The following is a 23815-nucleotide window of genomic DNA, read 5'->3' on the forward strand; positions in this document are numbered from 1 at the left end:
ATGAGCAACAAAACCCAACAACTTTTAGAGATCGACCGTCAGAGAGTATTTCATGCCTCAACCCACCTGAAGCAGTATGCGGCTGGGGAGCTTTCGGGAAGAATTATCTCGAGCGGAAGCGGAATACGCATCACCGATTCAGAAGGCATCGAGCTGATAGACGGCTTTGCCGGGTTGTATTGTGTGAACATTGGCTATGGTAGGACTGAAATGGCCGATGCCATTTATGAACAAGCCAAAGAGCTGGCGTACTACCATACTTACGTCGGTCATACCAACGAAGCACTAGTGACACTGTCAGATCGCATCATCAAAATGGCGCCTGAAGGCATGAGTAAAGTCTACTACGGCATGTCAGGCAGTGATGCGAACGAAACTCAACTTAAGTTGGTCTGGTATTACAACAATGCTCGTGGTCTACCAGAGAAGAAAAAAATTATCTCCCGTGATCGCGGCTACCATGGCTCAAGTATCGCTTCGGGTTCAATGACAGGGCTGCCTCTTTTCCACGCACATTTTGATTTACCGCTTGAGCGCATCAAGCACACCATGGCGCCGTATTACTATCGCCGTGAAGACGAGAGCATGTCTGAGCTTGAATTCTCTCAATATTGTGCGGATCAACTCGAAGCGATGATCTTGGAAGAAGGCCCTGAAACGGTGGCAGCGATGATTGCAGAACCAGTGCTCGGTACTGGTGGTATTGTGCCACCACCAGAAGGATACTGGCAGGCGATTCGCAAAGTACTCGACAAATACGATGTACTCTTGATTGCGGATGAAGTGGTCTGTGGCTTTGGCCGCCTCGGCTCCGATTTTGGTTCGCTGCACTACGACATGAAACCGGATCTCATCACGGTAGCGAAAGGGTTAACCTCTGCGTATCAACCGCTATCTGGCGTGATCGTCGGTGAACGAGTTTGGAGTGTGCTAGAAAACGGCACCGACCAATGGGGTGCTATCGGACACGGTTATACCTACTCCGGTCACCCAATGGGAGCGGCAGCCGCGAACTGCAACCTCGATATCATTGAACGTGAAGGCCTGGTGCAAAACGCAGCCGAAGTCGGCGCTTACTTGCAGCAACGCATGGCGGAGACGTTTAACGATCATCCATTGGTCGGTGATACTCGTGGCGTTGGCTTGTTGCATGCGTTGGAGTTTTCTTCAGACAAACTCCGCCGAGCACACTTTGATCCAAACTTGAAAGTGGGTCCGCAAATCGCGGCAGCCTGTTTAGAGCAAGGCTTAATCGCTCGTGCCATGCCACATGGTGACATCCTCGGCTTTGCTCCACCGCTTATCGCGAACCGTAATGACATCGACACTATTGTCGACAAAGCGCACCAAGCGGTCAATAAAGTGATGGATAACCTCGTCACGTCTAAACAGTGGCAGCCAAAATAGCCGCGAATTAACCAACTCACAAACCTACCAATGATTACCGCCCCCTCTGACCAAATTAGAGGGGGCGCTCCTAAGAGACGTACTACATGGAAACACAAGCAATCTTTGCCGCAAAGAAAGCGATTAACGGATTAGTCAGTCGCACACCATTACTTCACTCACCACTGTTATCGCAACAATATCAATGTGAAATTTGGTTAAAACTGGAAACACTACAACCTATTGGTGCTTTTAAATTGCGTGGAGCGACTCATGCCATGAACAAACTGAGTGAGGAACAAAAACGACATGGCGTCGTCACTTGCTCTACTGGTAACCACGGCCGTGCCGTGGCTTATGCAGGGCAACGACTAGGAGTCCGCACCGTGATTTGTATGTCCAATTTAGTGCCACAAAACAAAGTCGACGCAATTAAAGCATTAGGCGCAGAAGTTCGAATAGTTGGTCAAGCTCAAGACGACGCGGAGCGAGAAGCATTGAGGCTAACAGAAGAAGAGTCGATGACCTATCTCTCACCATTCGAACACCCAGACATCATCGCCGGACAAGGGACCATTGGGCTAGAAATCATTGAAGATCTTCCTGATGTCGACGTCATTTTCGCCGGGTTATCTGGCGGCGGATTGATTGGTGGTATTGGCTTAGCCGCAAAATCAAACAACAGCAAAGTGAACGTGTATGGCGTTTCCATGGACAAAGGCGCTGCGATGGTAGAAAGCATTAAAGCAGGAAAACCAGTACAAGTTGAAGAGCACGAATCGTTTGCTGACAGCTTAGGTGGCGGCATAGGTTTAGACAATCGCTATACCTTCAAACTCGTGCAAGAAGTCATGGATAAAGCGTTTTTAGTCAGTGAACACAACATCGCCAAAGGCATGGCAGATATTTTCGATGCAGAAAAATTTGCCGTAGAAGGCGCAGCCGCAGTGGGGCTTGCCGCCATTCACCAGCATCAACTGGACTTACGCGGTAAGAAAGTCGTTTTGGTGCTCAGTGGAAAAAACATCTCTTCAGACACTTTTGAGACGGCATTAAAAATTGGCCGCCAAGTCAAAGAATAACCGAGGTCGTGCGAATGAAAATCTATAATAAATCTCAGATAGAGCAAGTGACTCAGTTAGATCTTAATGCGTTAGCGGCCGTGGAAAATGGCTTCAAAGCACTTGGGCAAGGCAACGTCACCATGCCTCCGATTCTTAGTATGGCAATCGAAGAACATAACGGCGAAGTGGATGTAAAAACGGCGCATATCAAAGGCAATGAGCGCTTCGCGATAAAAATCAGCCCAGGTTTTTTTGATAACCCAAAACTGGGACTACCCAGCCTAAATGGTTTGATGGTGCTCTTTAGCGCGAAAACAGGGCTGGTTGATAGCGTATTGTTTGACGAAGGGTATCTAACCGACATTCGTACTGCTCTCGCCGGCGCTATCTCCGCGAAATACCTGTCGAACTCAGAAGCATCCAAAATTACGGTTATTGGCAGTGGGCTTCAAGCAGAACTCCAAGTCGCTGCAATAAAATTAGTTAGGCCAATCTCCCAAGTGAACATCTGGGCAAGAGACAACACAAAATCGCAGGCTTACAAACAACGTATGGAGCAACGATACGATCTATCCGTATCCGTACACTCCTCTATCCAGCAAGCATGCCAAGAAGCCGACATTATTGTCACGACAACACCATCAAAAGAACCTTTGCTGAATTGGGAAGATATCCCATCCGGAGCACACGTGATCGCTATGGGTTCAGACAGCCCTCATAAACGTGAGCTTGCCACCTCAGTCATCCTAAACGCTGAGCATCTGGTGGTTGATCGAATCAGTCAGTCAGAATCACTTGGCGAATTACGTAGTGTAGACAAACCGCTGACCCGTAGCCTAGTCGAACTTGGCGACATCATTTGCGGCAAGCACCCCTACTCAAGGCGTGTTGACGATGTTTCGGTATGTGATTTAACAGGGACTGGCGTTCAAGACACCGCAATCGCTGACTATACCGCTCAACAACTCACCAGCATTCAATCCACGATGTAACTTATTCCCTGTGACTTTGGCGGTGGGCAACCACCGCACTTTTGAGGGCCGTAACATGCCAGAGCTCTGTACGTTTCAATCTTTAACCACTCAGTTTGAGTTTTCGGCGGATGTCTCCGCTTATCAACGTTCAATCGGACTCATTCAACTCGCGACCGACTATGTGCTAGAAAACGAATGGCGCGAGCATTTACCCGCAGATGTTCGCTTATACACTTCACGCTTTCTCACCACAGGTACTGTCGATCCTCTGCACTTAACAGACATGCAAAACAGTATCCGCGAGTGTGTACGCACCATCGTGCCAATGTGGCCAATCAACGTCATGGCGTTTGGCTGTACGTCAGCTAGTGTGCTCATTGGCTCCGATCAAATCACTGATTTAATTCGTCAAGAGAGACCCGAAGCCATAACAACTAACCCTTGGCAAGCCGCACTGAGAGCGCTTGAACACCATCAAGCTCAAAGAATCGTTATGCTGACGCCGTATACCAATGACGTCAATCACCCACTTTATGAGTCCATGACCGAACATGGCATTGACGTTCTGGCCTTTGGGTATTTCAATCTCGACTACGATCCCCATATCCCAACCATTGGAGGACAAGACGTAGAAAATGCCTTAGCGCAGTTGCTTGAGTCGATTGATTGCACTGTGGACGCGGTATTTATTTCATGCACGAACATGCGAGTCATGCATCTACTGCCTTATTTCTCAAGCCGCTTTGGTATTCCTGTACTAAGCTCCAACCAAGTGATGCTTTGGGACGCATTGCGTTTGCTTGAGTCCGATAATTTCTCCGACGTGTCATCATCGCCCTTTCCTTGCTGATAAGGACTCGCTAAAATGCACAAAATTGCGCACTAACTGGATGAAACATGGCAAAACTTACCCTTCAAGAACAAATGCTGAAAGCTGGCTTAGTTAATGAAAAGAAACTAAAGAAAGCGAAGAAAGGCTCTAAAAAATCACGCGTTCAAGCACGCGAAGTAAAAGCGGCGGTTGAAGAGAATAAACGCCAACAGTTAGAGCGTGATAAACAATTGAGCGAACAGCAAAATGCCGAGCGTTTGAATAAAGAGATCAAAGCGCAAATCAATCAATTGATTGAGATGAACAAGATCGACTTAAAAGATGGCGATATTAAGTACAACTTCACCCATGGCACCTTGGTTAAGTCACTGTATGTTGATGCTCTCATCCGTGAACAGTTGATTAAAGGCATTCTAGCCATTGCGATTGTCGGTGAAAGCTACGTTGTCATTCCACGCGGAGTAGCGAATAAAATTGCTCAACGTGATGAATCCGTCATCATCGAACAGAAAGAACCAGAATCGGACATTCCAGCAGAAGACGACCCATACGCAGATTTCGTCGTGCCAGATGACTTGATGTGGTAACAACAAACAATAGATGCATCAACGAAGAGAGCCGCTGATATAACATCAGCGGCTCTTTTTTAATAGAAAAATACGCTACAGAAATGATATGCGTTATTGCTTACTTAGTAGCAAATTCACACCAGATGCGGCTAAAAACAGCGAACATCCGCGATTAAAACGTTTCGCCATTTTTGGATTTGAGAACCAATGTCTAAGGTACAAACCAAAAATCGCGTAAATTGAAATGGCGACCATTTCTAAAATCAAAAACGTGGAGCCAAGGGCAAAAAACTGCTCTTGAACGTTGGCGTTCACGTCTACAAACTGCGGCAAAAATGCAGTAAAAATAAGAATCGCCTTCGGGTTACCGGCGGCAAGCGTAAACTCTTGTTTCGCAAGCCCTGCATAGTTGCGTGAGTTAGTTAACTCAGAGATCGGGCTCGATTCCGAACGCCAAAGGTTGAATGCAATCCACAATAGATACAACGCACCCACCAGCTTTAACGCTAAAAACAGCATTTCTGATGTGTACAAAATCACTGCCAGCCCAGAGGCAGACAACGCGATCATGCCAGAAAATGCCGTAATACGCCCTAAACTAGCGACAAACGCGGCACGAAAACCGTAACAACGCGCATTATTCATTGCCAATAAGTTGTTTGGGCCTGGAGTCATATTCAGAGCAAAGCAAGCGGGAATAAAAAGGAGGAGCTTCCAAATATCCATGATAAAAAATGGCCTTAATTTTTAGTAATAGCCAGCACCGTAACATTGGCTGCTAGAATGAGTAAATAAAAATTCTACGCTAGAGCATTTCCGCTTCAAACCGAGCTGCTCTGGCTTGCGCAATCGTACAGTGCGTTTCTGTCATTAACTCCGCCAAGGTGATATTTGGGTTTTGCGCCACCAACCGAATCAGTTTTTCTTCTAACGGTTCCAGTTTGTCCTGATGAACGGATAACCCTTTCTCCAACTTATTCATCACAAACCTTAGCTCTTCACACTGTCCTGCTTTTAGCTGATCAAGTAACGCTTTTAAGTTCAAAGCTTCTCCAGAAACTTGCCAATGACGAGAGCGCCTAACTCGCTTAACGTCACACCCGCAATCAGCCGCAATGACTTTAATGCGTTTAGCATTCTCACCGCCAATGCGATGAATCAGAGAGGGCAGCGAAACAATAATGTCGTCATCTTTCATCCGTTACTCTCCCACCACTGACACATTCTCTCCAACCCAAGTGAGTAGCTGTTTGGCGGCTTTGGAGAGCACCTGATTTTGGCGCACAATGTAGCCGAAATCGGTGTTTGGAAAACTAGGCAAAGGCGTGACTTCTCGGGAAAGCATTAGCCTCGGATCAAGAGAGAAATCCGGCACAATGGCGGTCCCAAATCCTGCTTCTGCCCAGTCGATTTGTGCTTCCACACTGCCCACTTCCATCACGCGATGCTTAGGCAGATTTAACTCAGGTAAAGACGCATCTATCAGCTCACGGGTTCGCGTGTCGTGCCCTAGCAGAATCAACGTCTGGCTCTCTTTTCGATTGTCCTGCCACTCAAAAATGTTATCGCCAAACGCACACCAGTGAATTTGCGTGAGAGGCGTAAAATGCAGCGGTTGACTCTCTTTTTGTGCGATAACAAAGCCGATATCGGCACGCGCACTTTTCACCAAATCCACCGCTTGAGAAGACGTGGTATTGAACAATGCCAAGTCGATACCCGGGTATTCACTTTTGAATTGCTGGAACGGTTTGATAAGCAGTAAACGTGAAACGATATCGCTCGCCGCAATAGAAAGCGTCCCCTGCGTAAGATCATTGATGGCATTGAGATCCGACTGACAAATTTGCAGCTCATTGAGCATTCGCTGAGCCGTATCTAACAAACGCTTTCCCGCTTGCGTCAACTGCACAGGATTTCGCTCAATCAGTTTAGTGCGCGTGGCCTGCTCCAACTGTTTGATATGCAAACTTACGTTCGGCTGCGTCATGTGCAGTTCCGTCGCTGTTTTGCCGAAATGTTTTACCTCTGCAAGAGTTACGAAGGTTCGCAGCCAATTCAAATCTAACATTGCCAATTCCGATATGAGATTCTTATCAAGCTAATGAGTATAATTAATTTCTCTTATTATGGCGAACACCTTAAGATTTTTGCATCTGTTTTTGGAGATTAAATTATGTCGTCTATCGTTGTTGTGGGTGCAAACTGGGGTGATGAAGGCAAAGGCCGCATCGTTGACTTTTTGGCAGAGCAAGCTTCTGCGAGCATTCGTTTCCAAGGTGGTAACAACGCGGGTCATACCGTGGTTAACGACCTAGGTACGTTCAAGCTGCACCAGCTACCAAGTGGCGTTTTCAACCCAGACTGTTTGGCAGTATTAGGTCCGGGTATGGTTATCAGCCCTGCGTTGCTGTCTCAGGAGATTGCGGAAGTTGAAGAAGCGGGCGTAAAAGTGAATATGTGCATCTCTGATCGCGCAACACTGTGTCTACCTCTACACGCACTAGAAGATACGCTAGAAGAACAACGTTTAGGCGACAAAGCATACGGTTCAACTCGTCAAGGTATTGCACCTGCGTACGGTGACCGCGTAATGAAGAAAGGCATCCTTGTTGGTTGGTTGAAGCAACCAGAAGTATTGGTTGAACGCCTTCAATTCATGATGGATTGGAAACTTCCGCAACTGCGTGCGCTTTACCCAACATTCGAGTTTGAACAAACCGCTGAAGAAATGGCGAACTGGTTGCTAGAGGTGTCTGCACCTTGGCGCGATTCAATTTGCAACGTAACGCTGCCTCTAAAAGAGCTACAAACAAAAGACAAAACACTGTTGTTCGAAGCGCAGCTTGGTGCGGGTCGTGACCTTGTTTACGGTGAGTACCCTTGGACAACATCTTCTAACGTTGTATCAATGTACGCGGGTATCGGCAGTGGTCTTCCAGCACTTCGTCCTGAACGCGTTATTGCGGTTGCAAAAGCATTCAGCTCATCAGTAGGTACTGGTACGTTGATCACTGCAATGGAAGAGCAAGATGCTTTCCGAGAACTTGCAGGCGAGTTCGGTGCAACTACAGGTCGTCCGCGCGATATGGGTTACTTCGACGCAGTCGCTACGAAGAATGGCGTTGAACTGCAAGCCGCAACTGAAATTGCACTAACGAAAGTAGACTGTTTGACTGGTCTTAACGATCTGAAAATCTGTGTTGGCTACGAAGGCGACCACAGCGAAAACCCAATCTGGCCTCAAACTGCATCTCTTGCGCCAATCTACGAGAAGATGGAAAGCTGGAGCGAGGACATCACAGGTTGTCGTAAGTTTGAAGAGCTTCCAGTAGCAGCACAGAAATACGTTCTACGCATTGAGGAACTGATGGGCGTACCAGTAAAAATGGTGTCTGTGGGTCCTGGTCGTGAACAAATGATTATGCGATAAGATGTGAATTAACACATCATTGGCAAGCGGCTTTTATCTGTTCCGGGGTAAAGCCGCTTTTTTTTACACTGTAAACTTTGAAGAAATTGCACTTCTCAATTCGTGTTTAGTAACCTAATCGCGCCTCCCTTCCCTCTTTATTTCCCAATCAATAGATTAGAGCATATAACGCATTATGCACGTTATTAGTACATCTCACTTGTTAAAGAAGCACGTTATTTAAGTTAATTGTTTGAATTAATGTTCTTTAACTGATTGCTTGATCACGATCTTCATCTGCAATTTGTTGAACTAGTGCTCAAAAAATCTAACCCGCTGTTTTTAGGATAGATGAGTTCCCCAACATCCAACCTAACAGCAGGTGATTCCCATGACGAAAAATCTTTTCCGCCTCAGTACAATAACTCTCGGTTTATGCATCAGTTCGTTCTCTTTCGCGCAATCCGATCTTCCGAACATTAAAATCCTTGCCACTGGTGGCACCATAGCTGGAGCAGGTCAATCTGCGACAGAGTCAAACTACACCGCAGGTAAAGTCGGTGTCGAATCATTGATTTCTGCCGTTCCGAGCATGACCAACATTGCCGATATTTCCGGAGAGCAAGTGGTCAGTATTGGTTCACAAGATATGAATGATGAGGTATGGCTTAAATTAGCCAAACGCGTCAACGAACTGCTCGCTCAAGATGATGTTGACGGTATCGTCATTACTCATGGTACCGATACATTAGAAGAAACCGCTTACTTCCTTGATCTGACCGTCAAGAGCAAAAAGCCAGTTGTGATCGTCGGTGCAATGCGTCCTTCCACCGCAATGAGTGCTGATGGCCCAGTTAATTTATACAACGCCGTCGTGACAGCCACCGATGAAGATTCTGAAGGGCGCGGCGTGTTAGTCGCGATGAATGACACTATTTTCGATGCGCGAGACGTAACTAAAACAAACACCACTTCCGTCAGTACTTTCCAGTCACCTAACTTTGGTCCTATCGGTTACATTCATAATAGCGATGCCAAATATCAACGAAGCCCAGAGCGTAAACATACGACAGAAACCCCATTCGATGTATCAAAACTCAACACACTACCTAAAGTAGGCATTGTTTATAACTATGCAAATGCGTCGAGCTTACCAGTCAAAGCCTTTGTGGATGCGAAGTTTGACGGCATCGTAAGTGCTGGTGTGGGTAATGGTAACTTGTACCACACGGTCTTTGATGAGCTAGAAAAAGCGAGCAAAGATGGCGTTGTTGTTGTAAGAAGCTCTCGCACACCAACCGGCTCAACCACTTTGGATGCTGAAATTGATGACGACCAATATGGCTTTGTTGCCTCAGGCACACTAAACCCACAAAAAGCACGTATCTTACTGATGCTGTCACTTACTCAAACCAAAAACTATCAAGACATCCAAAAGATGTTCCAATACTATTAATTCTGTGTAAGGCATCTTTAGATGCACAAGAGGAGGTGTTACTCGCCTCCTCTTGCACACGACAATGTTGGCGCCCCGTATTAACCAAACAAACGGCGTTTCATCCCTGCTTTTTCAAGAATACGCGTGGTGATCTCTTCCACAGAGAGAGAGGACGTATTGATATATGGGATCGCCTCTCTTCTAAACAACGCCTCTACGGTGTCTAGCTCCAACTTACACTGCTCAGTACTGGCGTAATCACTTCCAGACAAACGATTCTCACGGATTTCAGTCAAACGTTCAGGGTCGATAGTAAGCCCGAATAATTTATGACGATGGATCTCAAACTCAGGCAACAAACGCATCATCTTCACATCTTCCGCAATGAACGGATAGTTCACGACACGCAAACCAAACTGCATCGCCATATACAAGCTGGTGGGGGTTTTTCCGCTGCGCGATACTCCCAGCAGAATGATATCGGCTTGCTCCAACCCTTTTAGCGTGATGCCATCATCATGCGCCAATGTATATTCAATGGCCGCGATACGGTCGAAATAGGTATCGGAATCTTTCCCTACACTGCGAGAACGTTGCAACTTGGGTTTTGGCGCCATCTGAATGTCGTCTTGCACTTTCTGTACAATGCTTTCCAACACATCGTAGCTGTATGCAGGCGCTTCCAACAGCATTTCACGTACGTCTGGCACCACGATAGAGAAAAACACCAGAGGTTTGACGCCATTGCGTTGGTAGGAAGTTTCAATTTCTTTTACAACGTCAGCAACTTTGTCCTGGCTTTCTACGAACGGAAAGGTTTTTTCGTTAGGAATGAACGGAAATTGACCGAGAACAACATGCCCTAATGTCTCACATGTTATCGCCGTACCGTCAGAAACATAGAACACATCACGACTTTGGTTATTTATTTGCATTTCTGTTTAATTTTTCAAAATCTTTTGAGTAGGATGGTAAACATAATATTAATAAATCAGTTTGGCTTTCAGTTAGGTTCACCACAGCTTTAAAAATTCTTTTGAATTTTTTTTAGCCAGAACGTAATCGTTTGCCTTTGATGTCAATCTAAATGAAGCAATGTATGGTCAACGTGTAATAACAGCCAACATGCGATTGTTTAGAGCGATTTAAGTCCCCCTACTAAGCTGCAATGTTTCTGGAGAAAGACATGCAAAAGAACACCCTCTGGTTCAATGGCCTATCCATGGATGATGTCGACAAAGTCGGCGGTAAGAATGCTTCACTTGGCGAAATGGTTTCTAACCTAGCGAACGCAGGCGTTTCTGTACCAAATGGTTTTGCGACAACCTCATACGCGTTTAACCAATTCCTTGACCACGAAGGTTTGGATGAGCGTATTCACCAATTACTTGATGAACTAGACGTTGAGGATGTGGAAGCTCTGCGTAAGACAGGTGCAACCATCCGTCAATGGGTATTAGAGGCCCCTTTCCCTGCGGACCTTGAACAAGAAATCCGTGAAAACTACCAAGAACTGATTGAAGGCAACCCTGAGCTTTCAGTCGCAGTTCGTTCATCTGCTACGGCAGAAGACCTGCCTGATGCTTCTTTTGCTGGTCAGCAAGAAACGTTTTTGAACGTGAAAGGCATCGACGCAGTACTAGAAGCAACTAAGCACGTTTACGCTTCTCTATTTAACGACCGTGCGATCTCTTACCGTGTACACCAAGGTTTCGACCACCGTGGTATCTCGCTATCGGCGGGTATCCAACGTATGGTGCGTTCAGACAAAGCTTCTTCGGGTGTAATGTTTACGCTTGATACTGAGTCTGGTTTCGACCAAGTTGTCTTCATCACCTCTTCATGGGGCCTAGGTGAAATGGTCGTTCAAGGCGCAGTAAACCCTGATGAATTCTACGTTCATAAGCCAATGCTTGAAGCGGGCGAACACCCGATCGTTAAGAAAACATTTGGTTCTAAGTTGATCAAAATGATCTACTCTGACAACCAAGAGATCGGCAAACAAGTTGATATCGTTGATACTTCTGATGAAGAGCGCAACACGTTCTCACTGAACGACGAAGAGATCAAAGAGCTCGCCAAACAAGCGATGATCATCGAGAAGCACTACCAGCGTCCAATGGACATTGAGTGGGCAAAAGATGGCATCGACGGCAAGCTGTACATTGTTCAAGCTCGTCCTGAAACCGTATGTTCACAAACGGAACAAAACGTGATTGAGCGCTACGAACTACAGAACAAAGCAGATGTTTTGATTGAAGGTCGTGCAATCGGTCAACGTATCGGTAAAGGTGCAGTGCGTTTGGTTGACTCTCTGGACCAAATGTCACTGGTTCAAGAAGGTGACGTACTGGTTACCGACATGACTGACCCAGACTGGGAACCAGTGATGAAGAAAGCTTCTGCTATTGTTACCAACCGTGGCGGACGTACTTGTCACGCGGCAATCATTGCTCGTGAACTTGGTATTCCTGCAATCGTTGGCTGTGGCGATGCGACAAGCAAACTGACTGATGGCGCAACAGTAACCGTATCTTGTGCAGAAGGCGAAACGGGTTACGTTTACCAAGGTGAACTTGAGTTTGATGTAAAACGCTCTTCTGTTGATGAACTGCCACTACTGCCGACCAAAGTGATGATGAATGTGGGCAACCCAGATCGCGCATTCGACTTTGCTCAGATTCCAAACGAAGGTGTTGGTCTTGCTCGTCTAGAGTTCATCATCAACAAGATGATCGGTATTCACCCGAAAGCATTACTTAACTTTGATGCGCAAAGCGATGAGCTAAAAGCAGAAATTAAACAGCGCATTCGTGGTTACAAAGATCCTATCGATTTCTACGTGAGCAAGCTGACTGAAGGCATCGCGACTATCGCTTCTGCTTTCTGGCCAAAACGCGTCATCGTTCGTATGTCTGACTTTAAGTCGAACGAATACAGCAACTTGGTTGGTGGTAATGCCTACGAACCGCATGAAGAAAACCCAATGCTCGGCTTCCGTGGTGCGTCTCGTTACATTTCTCCAGTGTTTGAAGATTGCTTCGAGTTAGAAACTCAAGCTATCAAGCGCGTTCGTAACGAAATGGGTCTGAAGAACGTTGAAATCATGATTCCATTCGTGCGTACACCAAGCGAAGCTGCATCAGTGATTGATTTGCTAGCGAAGTTTGATCTGCGCCGTGGCGACCAAGGTCTTAAAGTCATCATGATGTGTGAACTGCCATCCAACGCGGTACTTGCCGATGAGTTCTTGAAGTACTTTGACGGCTTCTCGATTGGTTCAAACGACATGACTCAGCTAACGCTTGGTCTGGACCGTGACTCTGGCGACGTTGCTCACCTATTTGATGAGCGTAACGCGGCGGTGAAAATCATGCTGAAAATGGCAATAGACGCAGCAACCAAAGCTGGTAAGTACGTGGGTATTTGTGGTCAGGGCCCATCAGATCATGAAGATTTGGCGGAATGGTTGATGGAGCAAGGCATCAGCTCTGTTTCACTAAACCCAGACACCGTTATCGATACTTGGTTACAGCTCGGTAAAGTTAGCAGCAAGTAACGCGCTAAAAATTCAAGCCCTCACACTCCCCTTGTGAGGGCTTTGTTATTCATACGTCATTTCGCAATCAGTTCGTGATTCCTCTCTCAAGATCGCCATTTAGTCAATTTCATTATCAAAGTCTGATGACCTAGAATGAAGATGTATCGACAACTCCAGAGAGAATTTGATGAAAAAGTCTATCGCACTCATTACCACATTGATGCTCCTAGCATCTCCCGCTTACGCAGATTGGGATGATATTTCCAACAAAATGTCTGAGCTAGGCGAAGCGGTTTCTGATACTGCGCAAGATGCTTGGGACGATACCAAAGCCTTTTCAAAGCAAGCGTGGCAAGATTTCACTAATTGGTCCGAGGAAGCAATCAATACCGCGGGCGAGTGGACAGAAGCTAGTATCGAGAAAAGCAAAGAATGGATAGATGCAGCCGACAAGAAAATTGATGAACTGATGGAAGGCGACACGCCAGAAGAAGCTCGCCAAGCCGTAGACTTAATGGCGGATAGTGCTTTGCTCAAGTTGTTTAATGAAAAGCCGGAGGCCAAAGCCATTTACGACAACGCTTACGGCTACGCGGTCTTTGATTCTCGTAAATTGTCTTTATTGTTTCACACCAACTCAGGGTCAGGTGTCGCAGTCAATAAGGAAACAGAAAAACGCACTTATATGAATATGTTTGGTTTGGGCGTCGCACTTGGGGCTGGCGGCAAGTTTTACCAACAAGTGATTCTGTTTGAGAGCAAAGAAGACTTTGATACGTTCGTCAACGAAGGATGGGAAGCGACCAGTGAAGCCTCTGCTGTAGCTGGCGAAGATTCTGAGCAACTTTCAAAGCAATTTAACAGTGGCGTCGCCGTTTATCAGTTGAATGCAAAAGGCTTGCTCATCGATGCCAACGTGTCTGGCTCTAAATATTGGGTTAACGAAGAGCTCACCAACTCGCATTAATGCATAGCAACTAATCGCTTAGAGAGGACAGTTGTTATGCACCCTTATCAATAAGTTAACGCAGCTATGGCTCCTCAAAACTGAGTACTTGTGCAACTTTCTCATGGGAAGTCACCAGAAGATGGTGACTTCCCTTTCTCGTTGGATGGCTTTTCGTTATGCTTGCCCAAAACCATCTGCGATTCGGTATCCCATGCCTGACAATAACTTTAATAATCTGCTGGCAGAAGCAATTTCTGCTCTTAATACGCCTAACTTTACTCCTAAGCTTATGCGTGTCATTCGCACTCTTTTTCATTTTGATTGCGCGGTTATTTTAGGTTATCGAGAAGGTAAACATCCTATCTATCTCTACGACTCGATTGAGAACGAGCGAGAGTTACTTTTTCAACGCTACCTTACTGACTCATTTCAAAATGACCCTTTTTTTCTCAAACTAAACGAGACAAAACAACAAGGCATATTTACGCTCAAAGACGTGGCGCGTAAAGGCGTTGACTTCACTTCATACTGCGAGCAGTTCTATCATCAAACAGGGTGGAAAGACGAACTGAGCATGCTAGTCGAAGTCGAACCTGGCCGTTGGGTCATGTTGTACTTCGGGTATATGAATGATGGAAAATACTTTTCTCAACAGCAAATCAATAAATTAAAGCCCTACTTCCCGATAATTCAATCGCTTTGTCAGCAGCACTGGAAACAAACGGAGTTTACCTTTTCTGAGCCTGTTTTTGCCCAGAGTGCTTATTCTGGCAGTATGCGATTAGCCATTGAGCAAGCTTTAGCAACATTTGGCGTAGAATCACTCACTCGTCGCGAGCAAGAGGTGGCTTCACTTCTCGCTCAAGGGTTTGACACCAAAGAAATTGCCGCGCGGTTACACTTAGTGCAAGGCACGGTCAAAAATCATCGAAAACGCATTTACTCGCAGTTAAATGTGTCTTCATTGAGTGAGTTATTCCAGCTTTTCCTCAATCACCTCATTCTCCATTCAAGATAAAAAACTGTCCCTTAAGGGATATATCGACAAAAGGTGTCGCGTTTTAGTCTGAATACAACAACCACTAAGACAGACAAAAAGAATGACGACACCATTACTGCAAGATTTACAAGATCGTGGCTTGATTGCACAGGCCAGCGATTTGGAAGAAATTCAGACACTTCTCTCACAGCCACAAACCGTTTACTGCGGCTTCGATCCTACAGCAGGCAGCTTGCACATCGGCCATCTTGTGCCTTTGATTATGCTTAAGCGCTTTCAAGATGCCGGACACCAAGCTGTTGCCTTGATTGGCGGTGCAACGGGCATGATTGGCGACCCGAGCTTTAAAGCGACCGAGCGCAGCCTGAATTCTTCAGAAATCGTCTCAGGTTGGGTTAACGATCTTTCTAATCAAATTCAGCAGTTGATGAATCACCAACTGACCAAGCCAATGATCATGGTGAACAATGCTGACTGGATGAAAGCGATCAACGTCATCGACTTCTTCCGTGATGTAGGTAAGCACTTTTCGATCAATACCATGATCAACCGAGAATCGGTAAAACAACGCCTGCAACGACCTGACCAAGGCATCTCCTTCACCGAATTTAGCTACGCTCTGCTGCAATCGTACGATTTTGCCGAGCTAAACCGTCAATACGATTGTCGTTTGCAAATCGGTGGCAATGACCAATGGGGAAACATCGTCAGTGGGATCGATTTAACTCGTCGCCAAAATGGTGAGCAAGTATTTGGCTTAACTCTGCCGCTGATCACCAAATCCGATGGCACCAAATTTGGCAAAACCGAAGGCGGCGCAGTGTGGCTAGCCCCTAGCAAAACCTCACCTTACGCCTTCTACCAGTTCTGGCTTGGCGCAGAAGACGCCGACGTTTACCACTTCTTGCGTTACTACACGTTCTTGAGCTGCGAAGAAATTGCCAGCATTCAAGCGCAAGACCAAGCAAGCCAAGGCAAGCCACAAGCACAACGTATTCTCGCTGAAGAAATGACGCGATTTGTTCATGGCGAAGACGGCCTATCTAGTGCCGAGCGCATCACTCAAGCACTGTTCAGCGGTAATGTGCAACAACTGAGTTTGGGTGAATTAAAACAGTTGGAGTTAGATGGTTTACCAAGCATTGAGAGCACACAACAAGATTTGGTTGAGCTATTGATTGAGTCGGGCTTAGCAAGCTCGAAACGTGTTGCACGCGAACACATCAGCAACAACGCCATCAGTGTAAACGGTGAAAAAGTGTCGGCTGATAACCCGAGTTTAAGCTTCCCACTGTTTGACCAATACTGGTTACTGCAACGCGGTAAAAAGCACTTCTGCCTCGTAAAGCGTGCCGCTTAACAAAGCATCGGAATGACACCTCACAAGGCAAAGTGATATAGCGAGTTAACTGACAAGACTTTATAAGGTTAGCTCGCTCTAGTATCGGCTGTGCATACCAAAATGATGAGACATTCCATCTTCCATTCGGCCGCCTTTCCAGCCACCAGCACCGAATAAATTAAGCACATCTTGAGCGGTATAATCGGCACCAGCAAAGAAGTCATTCGCCACATCAGAGCGGATGGCTTGCAACTCTGGTTGATTTTCCAAATCAAGATCTTGCGGATTCGCGTACAACGCCAACGCAATTTTTTGTTGGCACGTGCTTAACTCACTGGTGCTCGTCTTTACCTGACCGACGGAAAAGTACTCACGACTGCCGTATCCCACCACCAATCTGGTACTCATTAGCTTAATCACTTTCTTAATGCGGCGACGTTGTATAAATCTCAACATGTTGAAGCCCTTATTTATATTTCGATAATTAATAATAAGTTTTGTATACCAAACATCAATACTCTAGAGTGTCAGGGTTTAGCACGGCGCTCAAAGAGTATGGAGTTCAAGAGTGAAAATTGACGATCTAAAACTGTTCACCAAAGTCGTCCAACTTGGCAGCTTTACAGCGGCAGCAAATGCTTTGGATTTGCCACGAGCAAATGTTAGCCGACGCATTGGAGAACTGGAACGTTACCTCGGAACGCAACTTTTTCACCGCACCACTCGCAGCCTTTCGCTGACAAACAAAGGCGATGCCTACTACCAAGATCTGCAAAAAGTGCTCACCTTGCTTGATTCGGCAAACCAGCAAGCCAGTAACGAAAGCATCGAAGTCAGAGGCAAAATCAAACTTGGCCTTCTGCCAGAAACCTATGAACCTCTTCAACCCATTTTGTTTGAATTTCAGGATCAATATCCGCAGGTTGAGCTCGACATTCGCAATATCAACAATGGCTTTATTGATATGTTTCAGCAGGGGTTGGACATCGCGCTGCACGGCGGCATGCTGTTTGATTCAGACATTGTCGCCAGAAAGATCTTAACGCTAGACCGATGTGTCGTTGCCTCACCGAACTATCTTCAAACTCACGGCACGCCCGCTACATTAGAAGAGTTGAGCGATCATCAGTGCATTTGTTTTCGTTGGCCAAATGGCAATGTCGACAACCTTTGGCACTTTCAGGAACAAAACGTAGCGCTCAAACCGAAACTCATTTCCAACAACATCGGCTTTATCAAAAGCTCCACAGTGCTAGACCGCGGCATCAGTTATATCCCAAAACTGTTGGTAAAAAATGAGCTCGAATCCGGTGCATTGGTGCAAGTATTGTCTCAATATGCCGTCACAGAAGAAACGGGGTGGTTACTCTACCCTAAGCCGAAAACGCTGAACCAAGCTAGCCGGTTACTTATTGAACATTTGTGCAATAAAATTCCAAAACTTTTGTAGTTTACATTTATTGTCATAAAATTCGTGACATTGAATCATGCACACGCATGATTATCTGAACATCTGTGAATTATAAGATGGCGCCGAAATTATGGAGCCATCTTATGAATCATCAAATTAAAACCGCCGCGCTGAGCACTATCGCGCTCTCTCTACTCGGCTGTAATCAAGCTCAACCTCAGGTTGAGGAACCAAGCGCATCCAGACCCGTTCAAGTAATTGAAGTCAACGAAAGGAATGAAGAACTCAACAAATCATTCAGCGGGATCGTAAAAGCAAAAGAAACCGCGTCACTCTCTTTTCGTGTACCTGGCACCGTGGAAAGCGTGTTCGTAAATAAAGGCAGCTTGGTAGAAAAAGGCCAAGTCATTGCCACGCTGGACAAGCACGACTACCAAGTCTCATTAGAAGAATTACAAGCACGCATGTTAGAAGCACAATCAGCACACAAACTCGCGAAAGCCGAGTTAAAGCGCGTAAAACAAGCAACTTCTGATGATGCCATTGCCAGCGTAAACTTAGATCGAGCCATCAGCAGCTACGAACGTAGCGTCTCTGCCGTCAAAGTGGTTGAGAAAAACATCCAACGTGCAAAAGATGCCCTACGTTACACCACTCTACGTGCACCATTCACTGGTATTGTTGCCGACGTTTCAATTGATCCACATGAGCAAACCTTGCCGGGTGGCAGTGTTGTGTCAATTCAGCAAGAAGGCAGTTGGGAAGTCGACATCGACGTGCCGGAAAATATGATTGCGCAATTCGCATTAGGTCAGCCAGCATCGTTGACTTGGTATGATTCGGAGCAATCCTACCGAGCAACCGTAGCAGAAATCGCGCCGAAAAAGCACCTGCTCAAACAAACCTATACCGTCACGCTAGACATCGATTCCATTTCCAGTGCGCTATTCAACGGTAAAGCAGTCACGGTTAATACCGCGCTCAACACCAGTCACTCAAGCAATTGCTTTCCTTACTCTGCAATTTTGGGTGAAAAACAAACTCTGCACGTGAATGTGGTTCGTGATGCGGTTATTCATTCAGAGCCGGTCTATCTTGACTCTATCGACGCATACCAAGCGTGTGTGACCGGAAGTTTTGAGCAAGGCGATTATGTGGTGATCAGCGGTAGCCATTATCTGAGCGAGGGCGATGCCGCCCCAAACCTGACTATCAAGACGTTGTAGGTGCGAATCCATGATCAATTTAGCTGAATTCGCGATTCGCCAACGTAAGTTCGTTCTGTTCTTTATCGTATTGAGCGTGATCGCTGGCATCTATTCTTACTTCGACTTAGGCAAGTTAGAAGACCCGAGCTTTACGGTAAAAACTGCGGTAGTCGTGACCCTTTATCCGGGTGCATCTGCCGAAGAAGTCGAACACCAAGTCACCGATACCGTTGAAACCAAATTGCAGGAAATGGCGGAGTTGGATCGCTTGCGCTCATTGTCTCGTCCCGGTTTGTCTATGGTCTTTGTTGACCTCAAAGAGAGCCTTAATTCCAAAGCACTTCCGCAGGAATGGGACTTATTGAGACGCAAAGTAGACGATGTAAAACTGCAGTTGCCTTCCAGCGCGCAGATCAGCGTAGTGCAAGACGAGTTCTCTGAAGTCTACGGCATGCTTTTCTCTATCCACAGCACAGATGCTGCACCAGAAGAGTTGCGTCGCTACGCCGAAGAGCTGCAACGCCAAATCAAAGCCGTCGACGGCATCAAAAAGATCGAGCTACACGGCGTTCAACCTCGCGTTGTACACATCGATATGCCAGATGAGCGCCTGGCTCAATATGGTTTGTCGATCGCACAAGTTTGGAGCCAACTGAGCACACAAAACAGCACGTTCGAAGCGGGAAAATTCGATGCAGGTACAGAGCGTATTCGTATTGCGCAAACCAGTGAGTTTCAGTCTCTAGAAGACATTCGCAATTTAATCATCAATGGTGGCACCGGAGAGTTTGGCTCGGGGTTGATTCGTCTTGGTGACATCGCCGACATCACCATGGGTTATCAAACACCAGCATTGGCAGAAAACCACTACAACGGAGAGCCCGCTGTCACCTTGGCTGTGAGCCCAGTTCAAGGCATTAACGTGGTGTCACTTGGCGATACGATTCAAGACATCATCGCTAACTACCAGGCAACGCTGCCGCTGGGTGTCGACATCTCGACCGTTGCTTATCAACCTGAAGAAGTACAAAAGTCTATCGACGACTTTGTTGGCAACCTGCTTGAAAGTGTCGCGATTGTTTTTGTGGTGTTGTTGGTTTTCATGGGCTTTAAGAGTGCGACCATCGTTGGCGCAAGCTTGCTCCTGACGATTTTGCTCACGCTTGTATACATGAACATCGCCAGCATCGATTTGCACCGTGTCTCGCTAGGTACGTTTATTCTCGCACTGGGCATGTTGGTGGATAACGCCATTGTGATCACCGATATGATGATCGCCAAGCTCAACAAAGGTATCGAGCGAACTCGCGCCGCGATTGATTCCGTCAAAGAGACCTCCGTGCCACTTTTAGGCGCAACTGTCATCGCGATTATGGGCGCAAGCCCAGTGTTGTTCTCCAAAACCGACTCCGCCGAGTTTGCGAGCTCTGTGTTCTACATTGTGGCATCGTCACTGTTGCTTTCATGGATCGTCGCGATGACGTTTACGGTATTAATGGCGTGGATGTTCATCAAGCCAAAAGCTAACAACGAAGAGACTAAACCGAGCCGTTATAAACAGTTGGTATTCTGGACGGTGGACAACCCGCGTAAAGCATTAGCCGCTTTGGTTCCGTTGATTTTAGTCACCGCCGTGGCAATCCCGTATGTGGCCGTGAACTTTATTCCTCAGTCGGATCGCTCAATTGTGTTTCTCGATTACTGGCTACCCAATGGTGCCAAGATTGAACAAACCTCGGCAGACATGCGCAAAGTTGAAGAATGGTTGGTCGCACAACCAGAAGTGGAAAGTATCTCTAGCTATGTCGGCACCAGTGCACCTCGCTTCTCGGTAACGGTAGAGCCTGAGCCGCTCGACCCTGCCTACGGGCAGATTCTGATCAACACCAAAGACTACGAGAGCATCAGTCACTTGGTAACGCGTGGCGATGATTGGCTGAAAGAGGCGTTTCCGGATGCCGAACCTCGCTTCCGAGCGCTGAAGCTAGCAACCAAAGATAAGTTCGCGGTTGAGGTGCGTTTTTCTGGTCCGGATGAAACCGTATTACATCAACTAGCGGCGGAAGCGAAAACGATTTTTGCTTCAAACCCTGATGCAAAATACATTCGCGATGATTGGCGCCAAGAAAGCAAAGTGCTCAAGCCGATTCTAAACCAAGACAAAATGCGTCAAGCAGGAATTAACCGCGCCGATGTCGCTTTCGCGCTAAAACGCGCATCAGACGGCATGCCGCTCGGACAAATGAACCTGAATGATGAGCTGATTCCAATTCAGTTACGTGGCACATCGCAAAACATGGCGTCACTAGAAACGCTACCTGTGCGCTCGCTACTTGGCTTTAACAGCGTTCCACTTGGTCAAGTGGTGGATGGATTCGAACTGGTCACCGAAGAGAGCATGATTTGGCGACGAGACCGCGTGAAAACCATCACGGTTCAAGCGGGTGTAAGCCGAGACTCCACACCAGCGAATGTAAGAAATGCCATTAAAGATCAGGTTGAAGCTATCCAACTTCCGGCGGGTTACAGCATGGAATGGGGAGGCGAATATTACGATGAAGACAAAGCGGTCACCGACATCATGAAGCAGCAACCAAAAGCAATGCTGATCATGGTGATCATTTTAGTCGCGATGTTCAACGGCTTTAAGCAACCAATCATCATCCTCGCAACGCTACCACTGGCAGCATCAGGGGCTGTGTTTGCTCTGCTTGGATTCGATAAACCATTTGGCTTTATGGCGCTGATCGGAGCTATCACACTAACCGGGATGATCATCAAAAATGGCATCGTACTAATGGATCAAATTGAGCTCGAACGCACAAATGGCAAGAGCTTGTCTGACGCGATCAAAGAAGCCACGGTCAACCGTACTATGGCCATTTCTATGGGTGCGTTAACGACCGCGCTCGGCATGATCCCGCTGCTGTCAGATCTGCTGTTTGACCAAATGGCGGCAACCATCATCGGAGGCTTGGCGGCCGCAACCATATTGTCACTGTTTGTCATGCCGGCACTGTATCGCCTTGCTTATAAAGAAAAAGCACCATCCATACAAACCAACGCTGAGCTAGAGGAGGCGTCATCGTGAAAAAATTCATTCTAACGCCTGTCGTTCTAGCCCTAAGTTTAGCGGGCTGTGCAGTGGGGCCAGACTACCAAGCACCGACCACCAGCATGGCAGAAACCTACTTGAACGCCGAAAATGCAGGGTTGAGTACCGATTCACAACACGTTGAGTTTTGGTGGACTAAGTTTCACGATCCAGTGTTGAATCAAATAGTTCAAGACATGCAGAGCCAAAACATTCCGCTGAAAGTGGCGGCCGAGCGGGTGAAAATGGCCAACAACTATAAAACCATGGTGGAGTCATTCAAAGTACCGACAATTAATCTCGGTGCGGGTTACATGAACTATCAGTTCAGTAAAAATGACTCTTCACTCGGTCCGATATTGAATCCACTCAGTGATGCCGTGCCGGGTCTACCACCTCAAATTGGTAACGTCACCCTAATGGATAATCAACACGATGGCGTATTTGCAGGCGCGAGTATCGCTTGGGAAGTTGATCTGTTTGGGCGCATTGACCGCCAAGCGAACGCGGCGCAAATTCGTCTCGAACAAGCTCAGATCTATCAAAGCGGCTTGAACACGGTGATCACAGCGGATTTGATTCACAATTACTTGCAATACCAAGGCGCAAGCGAGCGCCTTGAGTTAGCAAAGTCGAACTTAGAAGATCAACGACGCACACTTGATCTCGTCGAGAAAGTCGTGCGCAGCGGCTACGGATCTGATCTCGATTTAGCCCAAGCGAAGGCCACGCTTGCGGCGATGGAATCGCTCGTTCCGCAGTTAGAGATTGCACAACAAGCGCACAAACATCGTTTAGCGGTACTGCTTGGCGAGCCGCTAACGCAAGTCGAAGTTCGCCTGTCAAAACAGCATCGTGTACCTGTCATGCAAGACATGGTGCCGGTCGGTTTACCTTCCGATCTGTTGAAACGTCGTACCGATATTCGCTTAGCCGAGCGCGAAATGGCCGCGCTCAATGAAGAGTTAGCAGCAAGCGTTGCTGATCAATATCCGAAGTTCTTTTTGACGGGCGCTCCGGGGTTGTCGGCGTCAAGCTTTGACGATCTCTTCAGTAGCGATTCTTTCGGTTGGATGGGCGCGGCAGGCGTAAGCTGGAACTTGTTCGATGGGGGGCGTGGCGAGGCAATTGAAGCCATCAACCAAGCGCGTTTTGATTCGGCGACATTGTCTTATCAACATACGGTAGAGGCGGCTTTGGCAGAAACAGAATCCTCGCTGTTTGCTTATGGTCGCAGCCAAGAAAATCAGCGCCGAATCGATGATGCATTGAAAGCCACCAATAACGCCGTCAACAAAGCCAAGTCACTGTACCGAGCAGGCTTGATTGATCACTTATCAGTTTTAGATGCGCAACGTCAGCAACGCATGATGCAAGATCAGCAAGTCGCGGCAAAGTTACAAACCGCACAAGCTACGATTGCGCTCTACAAATCACTTGGTGGTGATTGGACGCTACAACCAGAAGCACAACCCGAAACGAATGCCAAAGGTTAGGTTTCTTACAAGCCTCACACCTTTGCATCATAACGGATGCCGTTAAATCGGTTAAAAAGAGGCCACTTAGATGGCCTCTTAGTTTGTGAGGCAAATATT

General features: G+C 46.9%; 20 protein-coding genes. 15 read left to right on the forward strand and 5 right to left on the reverse strand.

Translation table 11 applies throughout. From position 1 onward, the window contains the following. The 5 genes from ACHFJ9_RS03415 (at position 1) to ACHFJ9_RS03435 (ending at position 4843) form a co-directional block, all read left to right on the forward strand. The gene (locus ACHFJ9_RS03415) at positions 1-1407 is read left to right on the forward strand and encodes an aspartate aminotransferase family protein (protein WP_053808062.1); all 1407 of its coding nucleotides are present in this window, start codon (positions 1-3) and stop codon (positions 1405-1407) included. An 86-nt stretch (positions 1408-1493) separates the two neighbouring features. Further along, positions 1494-2468: a hydroxyectoine utilization dehydratase EutB gene (eutB, locus tag ACHFJ9_RS03420; RefSeq protein WP_395355252.1), complete on the forward strand. Its 975-nt coding sequence runs from the start codon at positions 1494-1496 to the stop codon at positions 2466-2468. A 14-nt stretch (positions 2469-2482) separates the two neighbouring features. Further along, positions 2483-3442: a cyclodeaminase gene (locus tag ACHFJ9_RS03425; RefSeq protein WP_046875814.1), complete on the forward strand. Its 960-nt coding sequence runs from the start codon at positions 2483-2485 to the stop codon at positions 3440-3442. Positions 3443-3497: 55 nt separating this feature from the next. Further along, complete coding sequence (locus ACHFJ9_RS03430) at positions 3498-4274, forward strand: Asp/Glu racemase (protein WP_114323418.1); 777 nt, start codon at positions 3498-3500, stop codon at positions 4272-4274. Between the two features lie 47 nt (positions 4275-4321). Continuing rightward, on the forward strand, positions 4322-4843 hold the full coding sequence (locus tag ACHFJ9_RS03435; RefSeq protein WP_006741387.1) for a DUF2058 domain-containing protein: 522 nt from the start codon (positions 4322-4324) through the stop codon (positions 4841-4843). 93 nt (positions 4844-4936) lie between these two features. Here the strand turns inward: ACHFJ9_RS03435 and ACHFJ9_RS03440 are convergent, their stop codons facing one another. The 3 genes from ACHFJ9_RS03440 to ACHFJ9_RS03450 all read right to left on the reverse strand — a co-directional run bounded on the left by ACHFJ9_RS03440 (position 4937) and on the right by ACHFJ9_RS03450 (position 6896). Next, positions 4937-5551 (reverse strand): LysE family translocator, encoded by a 615-nt coding sequence (locus tag ACHFJ9_RS03440; protein WP_006741386.1) that lies wholly within the window; start codon positions 5549-5551, stop codon positions 4937-4939. A 79-nt stretch (positions 5552-5630) separates the two neighbouring features. After that, entirely contained in the window at positions 5631-6023 is a 393-nt protein-coding gene (locus ACHFJ9_RS03445; RefSeq protein ID WP_258623516.1) for a ribosome recycling factor family protein, read from the reverse strand. Positions 6024-6026: 3 nt separating this feature from the next. Further along, positions 6027-6896, reverse strand: coding sequence for a LysR family transcriptional regulator (locus ACHFJ9_RS03450; RefSeq protein WP_006741384.1), 870 nt, complete (start codon positions 6894-6896; stop codon positions 6027-6029). 105 nt (positions 6897-7001) lie between these two features. Here ACHFJ9_RS03450 and ACHFJ9_RS03455 point away from each other — a divergent pair, with 105 nt between their 5' ends. Beyond that, a complete protein-coding gene (locus ACHFJ9_RS03455; RefSeq protein WP_053808067.1) occupies positions 7002-8258 on the forward strand; it encodes an adenylosuccinate synthase in 1257 nt (418 codons plus the stop codon). A gap of 370 nt (positions 8259-8628) precedes the next feature. Beyond that, on the forward strand, positions 8629-9693 hold the full coding sequence (gene ansB, locus ACHFJ9_RS03460; protein ID WP_317395409.1) for an L-asparaginase 2: 1065 nt from the start codon (positions 8629-8631) through the stop codon (positions 9691-9693). Positions 9694-9773: 80 nt separating this feature from the next. On the opposite strand, the gene ACHFJ9_RS03465 is transcribed toward ansB, so the two are convergent. Further along, entirely contained in the window at positions 9774-10610 is an 837-nt protein-coding gene (locus tag ACHFJ9_RS03465) for a pyruvate, water dikinase regulatory protein (RefSeq protein WP_005392709.1), read from the reverse strand. A 251-nt stretch (positions 10611-10861) separates the two neighbouring features. Between ACHFJ9_RS03465 and ppsA the strand changes: the two genes are divergently transcribed. The 4 genes from ppsA to tyrS all read left to right on the forward strand — a co-directional run bounded on the left by ppsA (position 10862) and on the right by tyrS (position 16525). Beyond that, positions 10862-13234, forward strand: coding sequence for a phosphoenolpyruvate synthase (gene ppsA / locus ACHFJ9_RS03470; protein WP_085343270.1), 2373 nt, complete (start codon positions 10862-10864; stop codon positions 13232-13234). A 169-nt stretch (positions 13235-13403) separates the two neighbouring features. Continuing rightward, complete coding sequence (locus tag ACHFJ9_RS03475; protein ID WP_395355257.1) at positions 13404-14183, forward strand: hypothetical protein; 780 nt, start codon at positions 13404-13406, stop codon at positions 14181-14183. 193 nt (positions 14184-14376) lie between these two features. Further along, positions 14377-15183, forward strand: a complete 807-nt coding sequence (locus ACHFJ9_RS03480) for a response regulator transcription factor (protein WP_041853148.1) — start codon at positions 14377-14379, stop codon at positions 15181-15183. Positions 15184-15265: 82 nt separating this feature from the next. Further along, positions 15266-16525, forward strand: a complete 1260-nt coding sequence (tyrS, locus tag ACHFJ9_RS03485; RefSeq protein ID WP_395355259.1) for a tyrosine--tRNA ligase — start codon at positions 15266-15268, stop codon at positions 16523-16525. A gap of 78 nt (positions 16526-16603) precedes the next feature. Here tyrS and ACHFJ9_RS03490 read toward each other — a convergent pair whose 3' ends face one another. After that, entirely contained in the window at positions 16604-16963 is a 360-nt protein-coding gene (locus tag ACHFJ9_RS03490; RefSeq protein WP_047008049.1) for a DUF6559 family protein, read from the reverse strand. 112 nt (positions 16964-17075) lie between these two features. Here ACHFJ9_RS03490 and ACHFJ9_RS03495 point away from each other — a divergent pair, with 112 nt between their 5' ends. The 4 genes from ACHFJ9_RS03495 (at position 17076) to ACHFJ9_RS03510 (ending at position 23716) form a co-directional block, all read left to right on the forward strand. Continuing rightward, positions 17076-17957: a LysR family transcriptional regulator gene (locus tag ACHFJ9_RS03495; protein WP_005392703.1), complete on the forward strand. Its 882-nt coding sequence runs from the start codon at positions 17076-17078 to the stop codon at positions 17955-17957. A 104-nt stretch (positions 17958-18061) separates the two neighbouring features. Further along, positions 18062-19144, forward strand: coding sequence for an efflux RND transporter periplasmic adaptor subunit (locus ACHFJ9_RS03500; RefSeq protein WP_395355262.1), 1083 nt, complete (start codon positions 18062-18064; stop codon positions 19142-19144). Positions 19145-19154: 10 nt separating this feature from the next. Next, complete coding sequence (locus ACHFJ9_RS03505) at positions 19155-22217, forward strand: efflux RND transporter permease subunit (protein WP_395355264.1); 3063 nt, start codon at positions 19155-19157, stop codon at positions 22215-22217. Further along, a complete protein-coding gene (locus tag ACHFJ9_RS03510) occupies positions 22214-23716 on the forward strand; it encodes an efflux transporter outer membrane subunit (protein WP_395355267.1) in 1503 nt (500 codons plus the stop codon). Before ACHFJ9_RS03505 ends, ACHFJ9_RS03510 begins: the two co-directional genes overlap by 4 nt. Positions 23717-23815: the final 99 nt, after the last annotated feature.

This window comes from Vibrio sp. D3, assembly GCF_043995865.1.
Lineage (GTDB): Bacteria > Pseudomonadota > Gammaproteobacteria > Enterobacterales > Vibrionaceae > Vibrio > Vibrio diabolicus.

Bases quoted from the DNA above. Each gene is read 5' to 3' on its own strand.
- ACHFJ9_RS03415 (WP_053808062.1), top strand. From the start codon at position 1: ATGAGCAACAAAACCCAACAACTTTTAGAGATCGACCGTCAGAGAGTA.
- eutB (WP_395355252.1), top strand. From the start codon at position 1,494: ATGGAAACACAAGCAATCTTTGCCGCAAAGAAAGCGATTAACGGATTA.
- ACHFJ9_RS03425 (WP_046875814.1), top strand. From the start codon at position 2,483: ATGAAAATCTATAATAAATCTCAGATAGAGCAAGTGACTCAGTTAGAT.
- ACHFJ9_RS03430 (WP_114323418.1), top strand. From the start codon at position 3,498: ATGCCAGAGCTCTGTACGTTTCAATCTTTAACCACTCAGTTTGAGTTT.
- ACHFJ9_RS03435 (WP_006741387.1), top strand. From the start codon at position 4,322: ATGGCAAAACTTACCCTTCAAGAACAAATGCTGAAAGCTGGCTTAGTT.
- ACHFJ9_RS03440 (WP_006741386.1), bottom strand. From the start codon at position 5,551: ATGGATATTTGGAAGCTCCTCCTTTTTATTCCCGCTTGCTTTGCTCTG.
- ACHFJ9_RS03445 (WP_258623516.1), bottom strand. From the start codon at position 6,023: ATGAAAGATGACGACATTATTGTTTCGCTGCCCTCTCTGATTCATCGC.
- ACHFJ9_RS03450 (WP_006741384.1), bottom strand. From the start codon at position 6,896: ATGTTAGATTTGAATTGGCTGCGAACCTTCGTAACTCTTGCAGAGGTA.
- ACHFJ9_RS03455 (WP_053808067.1), top strand. From the start codon at position 7,002: ATGTCGTCTATCGTTGTTGTGGGTGCAAACTGGGGTGATGAAGGCAAA.
- ansB (WP_317395409.1), top strand. From the start codon at position 8,629: ATGACGAAAAATCTTTTCCGCCTCAGTACAATAACTCTCGGTTTATGC.
- ACHFJ9_RS03465 (WP_005392709.1), bottom strand. From the start codon at position 10,610: ATGCAAATAAATAACCAAAGTCGTGATGTGTTCTATGTTTCTGACGGT.
- ppsA (WP_085343270.1), top strand. From the start codon at position 10,862: ATGCAAAAGAACACCCTCTGGTTCAATGGCCTATCCATGGATGATGTC.
- ACHFJ9_RS03475 (WP_395355257.1), top strand. From the start codon at position 13,404: ATGAAAAAGTCTATCGCACTCATTACCACATTGATGCTCCTAGCATCT.
- ACHFJ9_RS03480 (WP_041853148.1), top strand. From the start codon at position 14,377: ATGCCTGACAATAACTTTAATAATCTGCTGGCAGAAGCAATTTCTGCT.
- tyrS (WP_395355259.1), top strand. From the start codon at position 15,266: ATGACGACACCATTACTGCAAGATTTACAAGATCGTGGCTTGATTGCA.
- ACHFJ9_RS03490 (WP_047008049.1), bottom strand. From the start codon at position 16,963: ATGTTGAGATTTATACAACGTCGCCGCATTAAGAAAGTGATTAAGCTA.
- ACHFJ9_RS03500 (WP_395355262.1), top strand. From the start codon at position 18,062: ATGAATCATCAAATTAAAACCGCCGCGCTGAGCACTATCGCGCTCTCT.
- ACHFJ9_RS03505 (WP_395355264.1), top strand. From the start codon at position 19,155: ATGATCAATTTAGCTGAATTCGCGATTCGCCAACGTAAGTTCGTTCTG.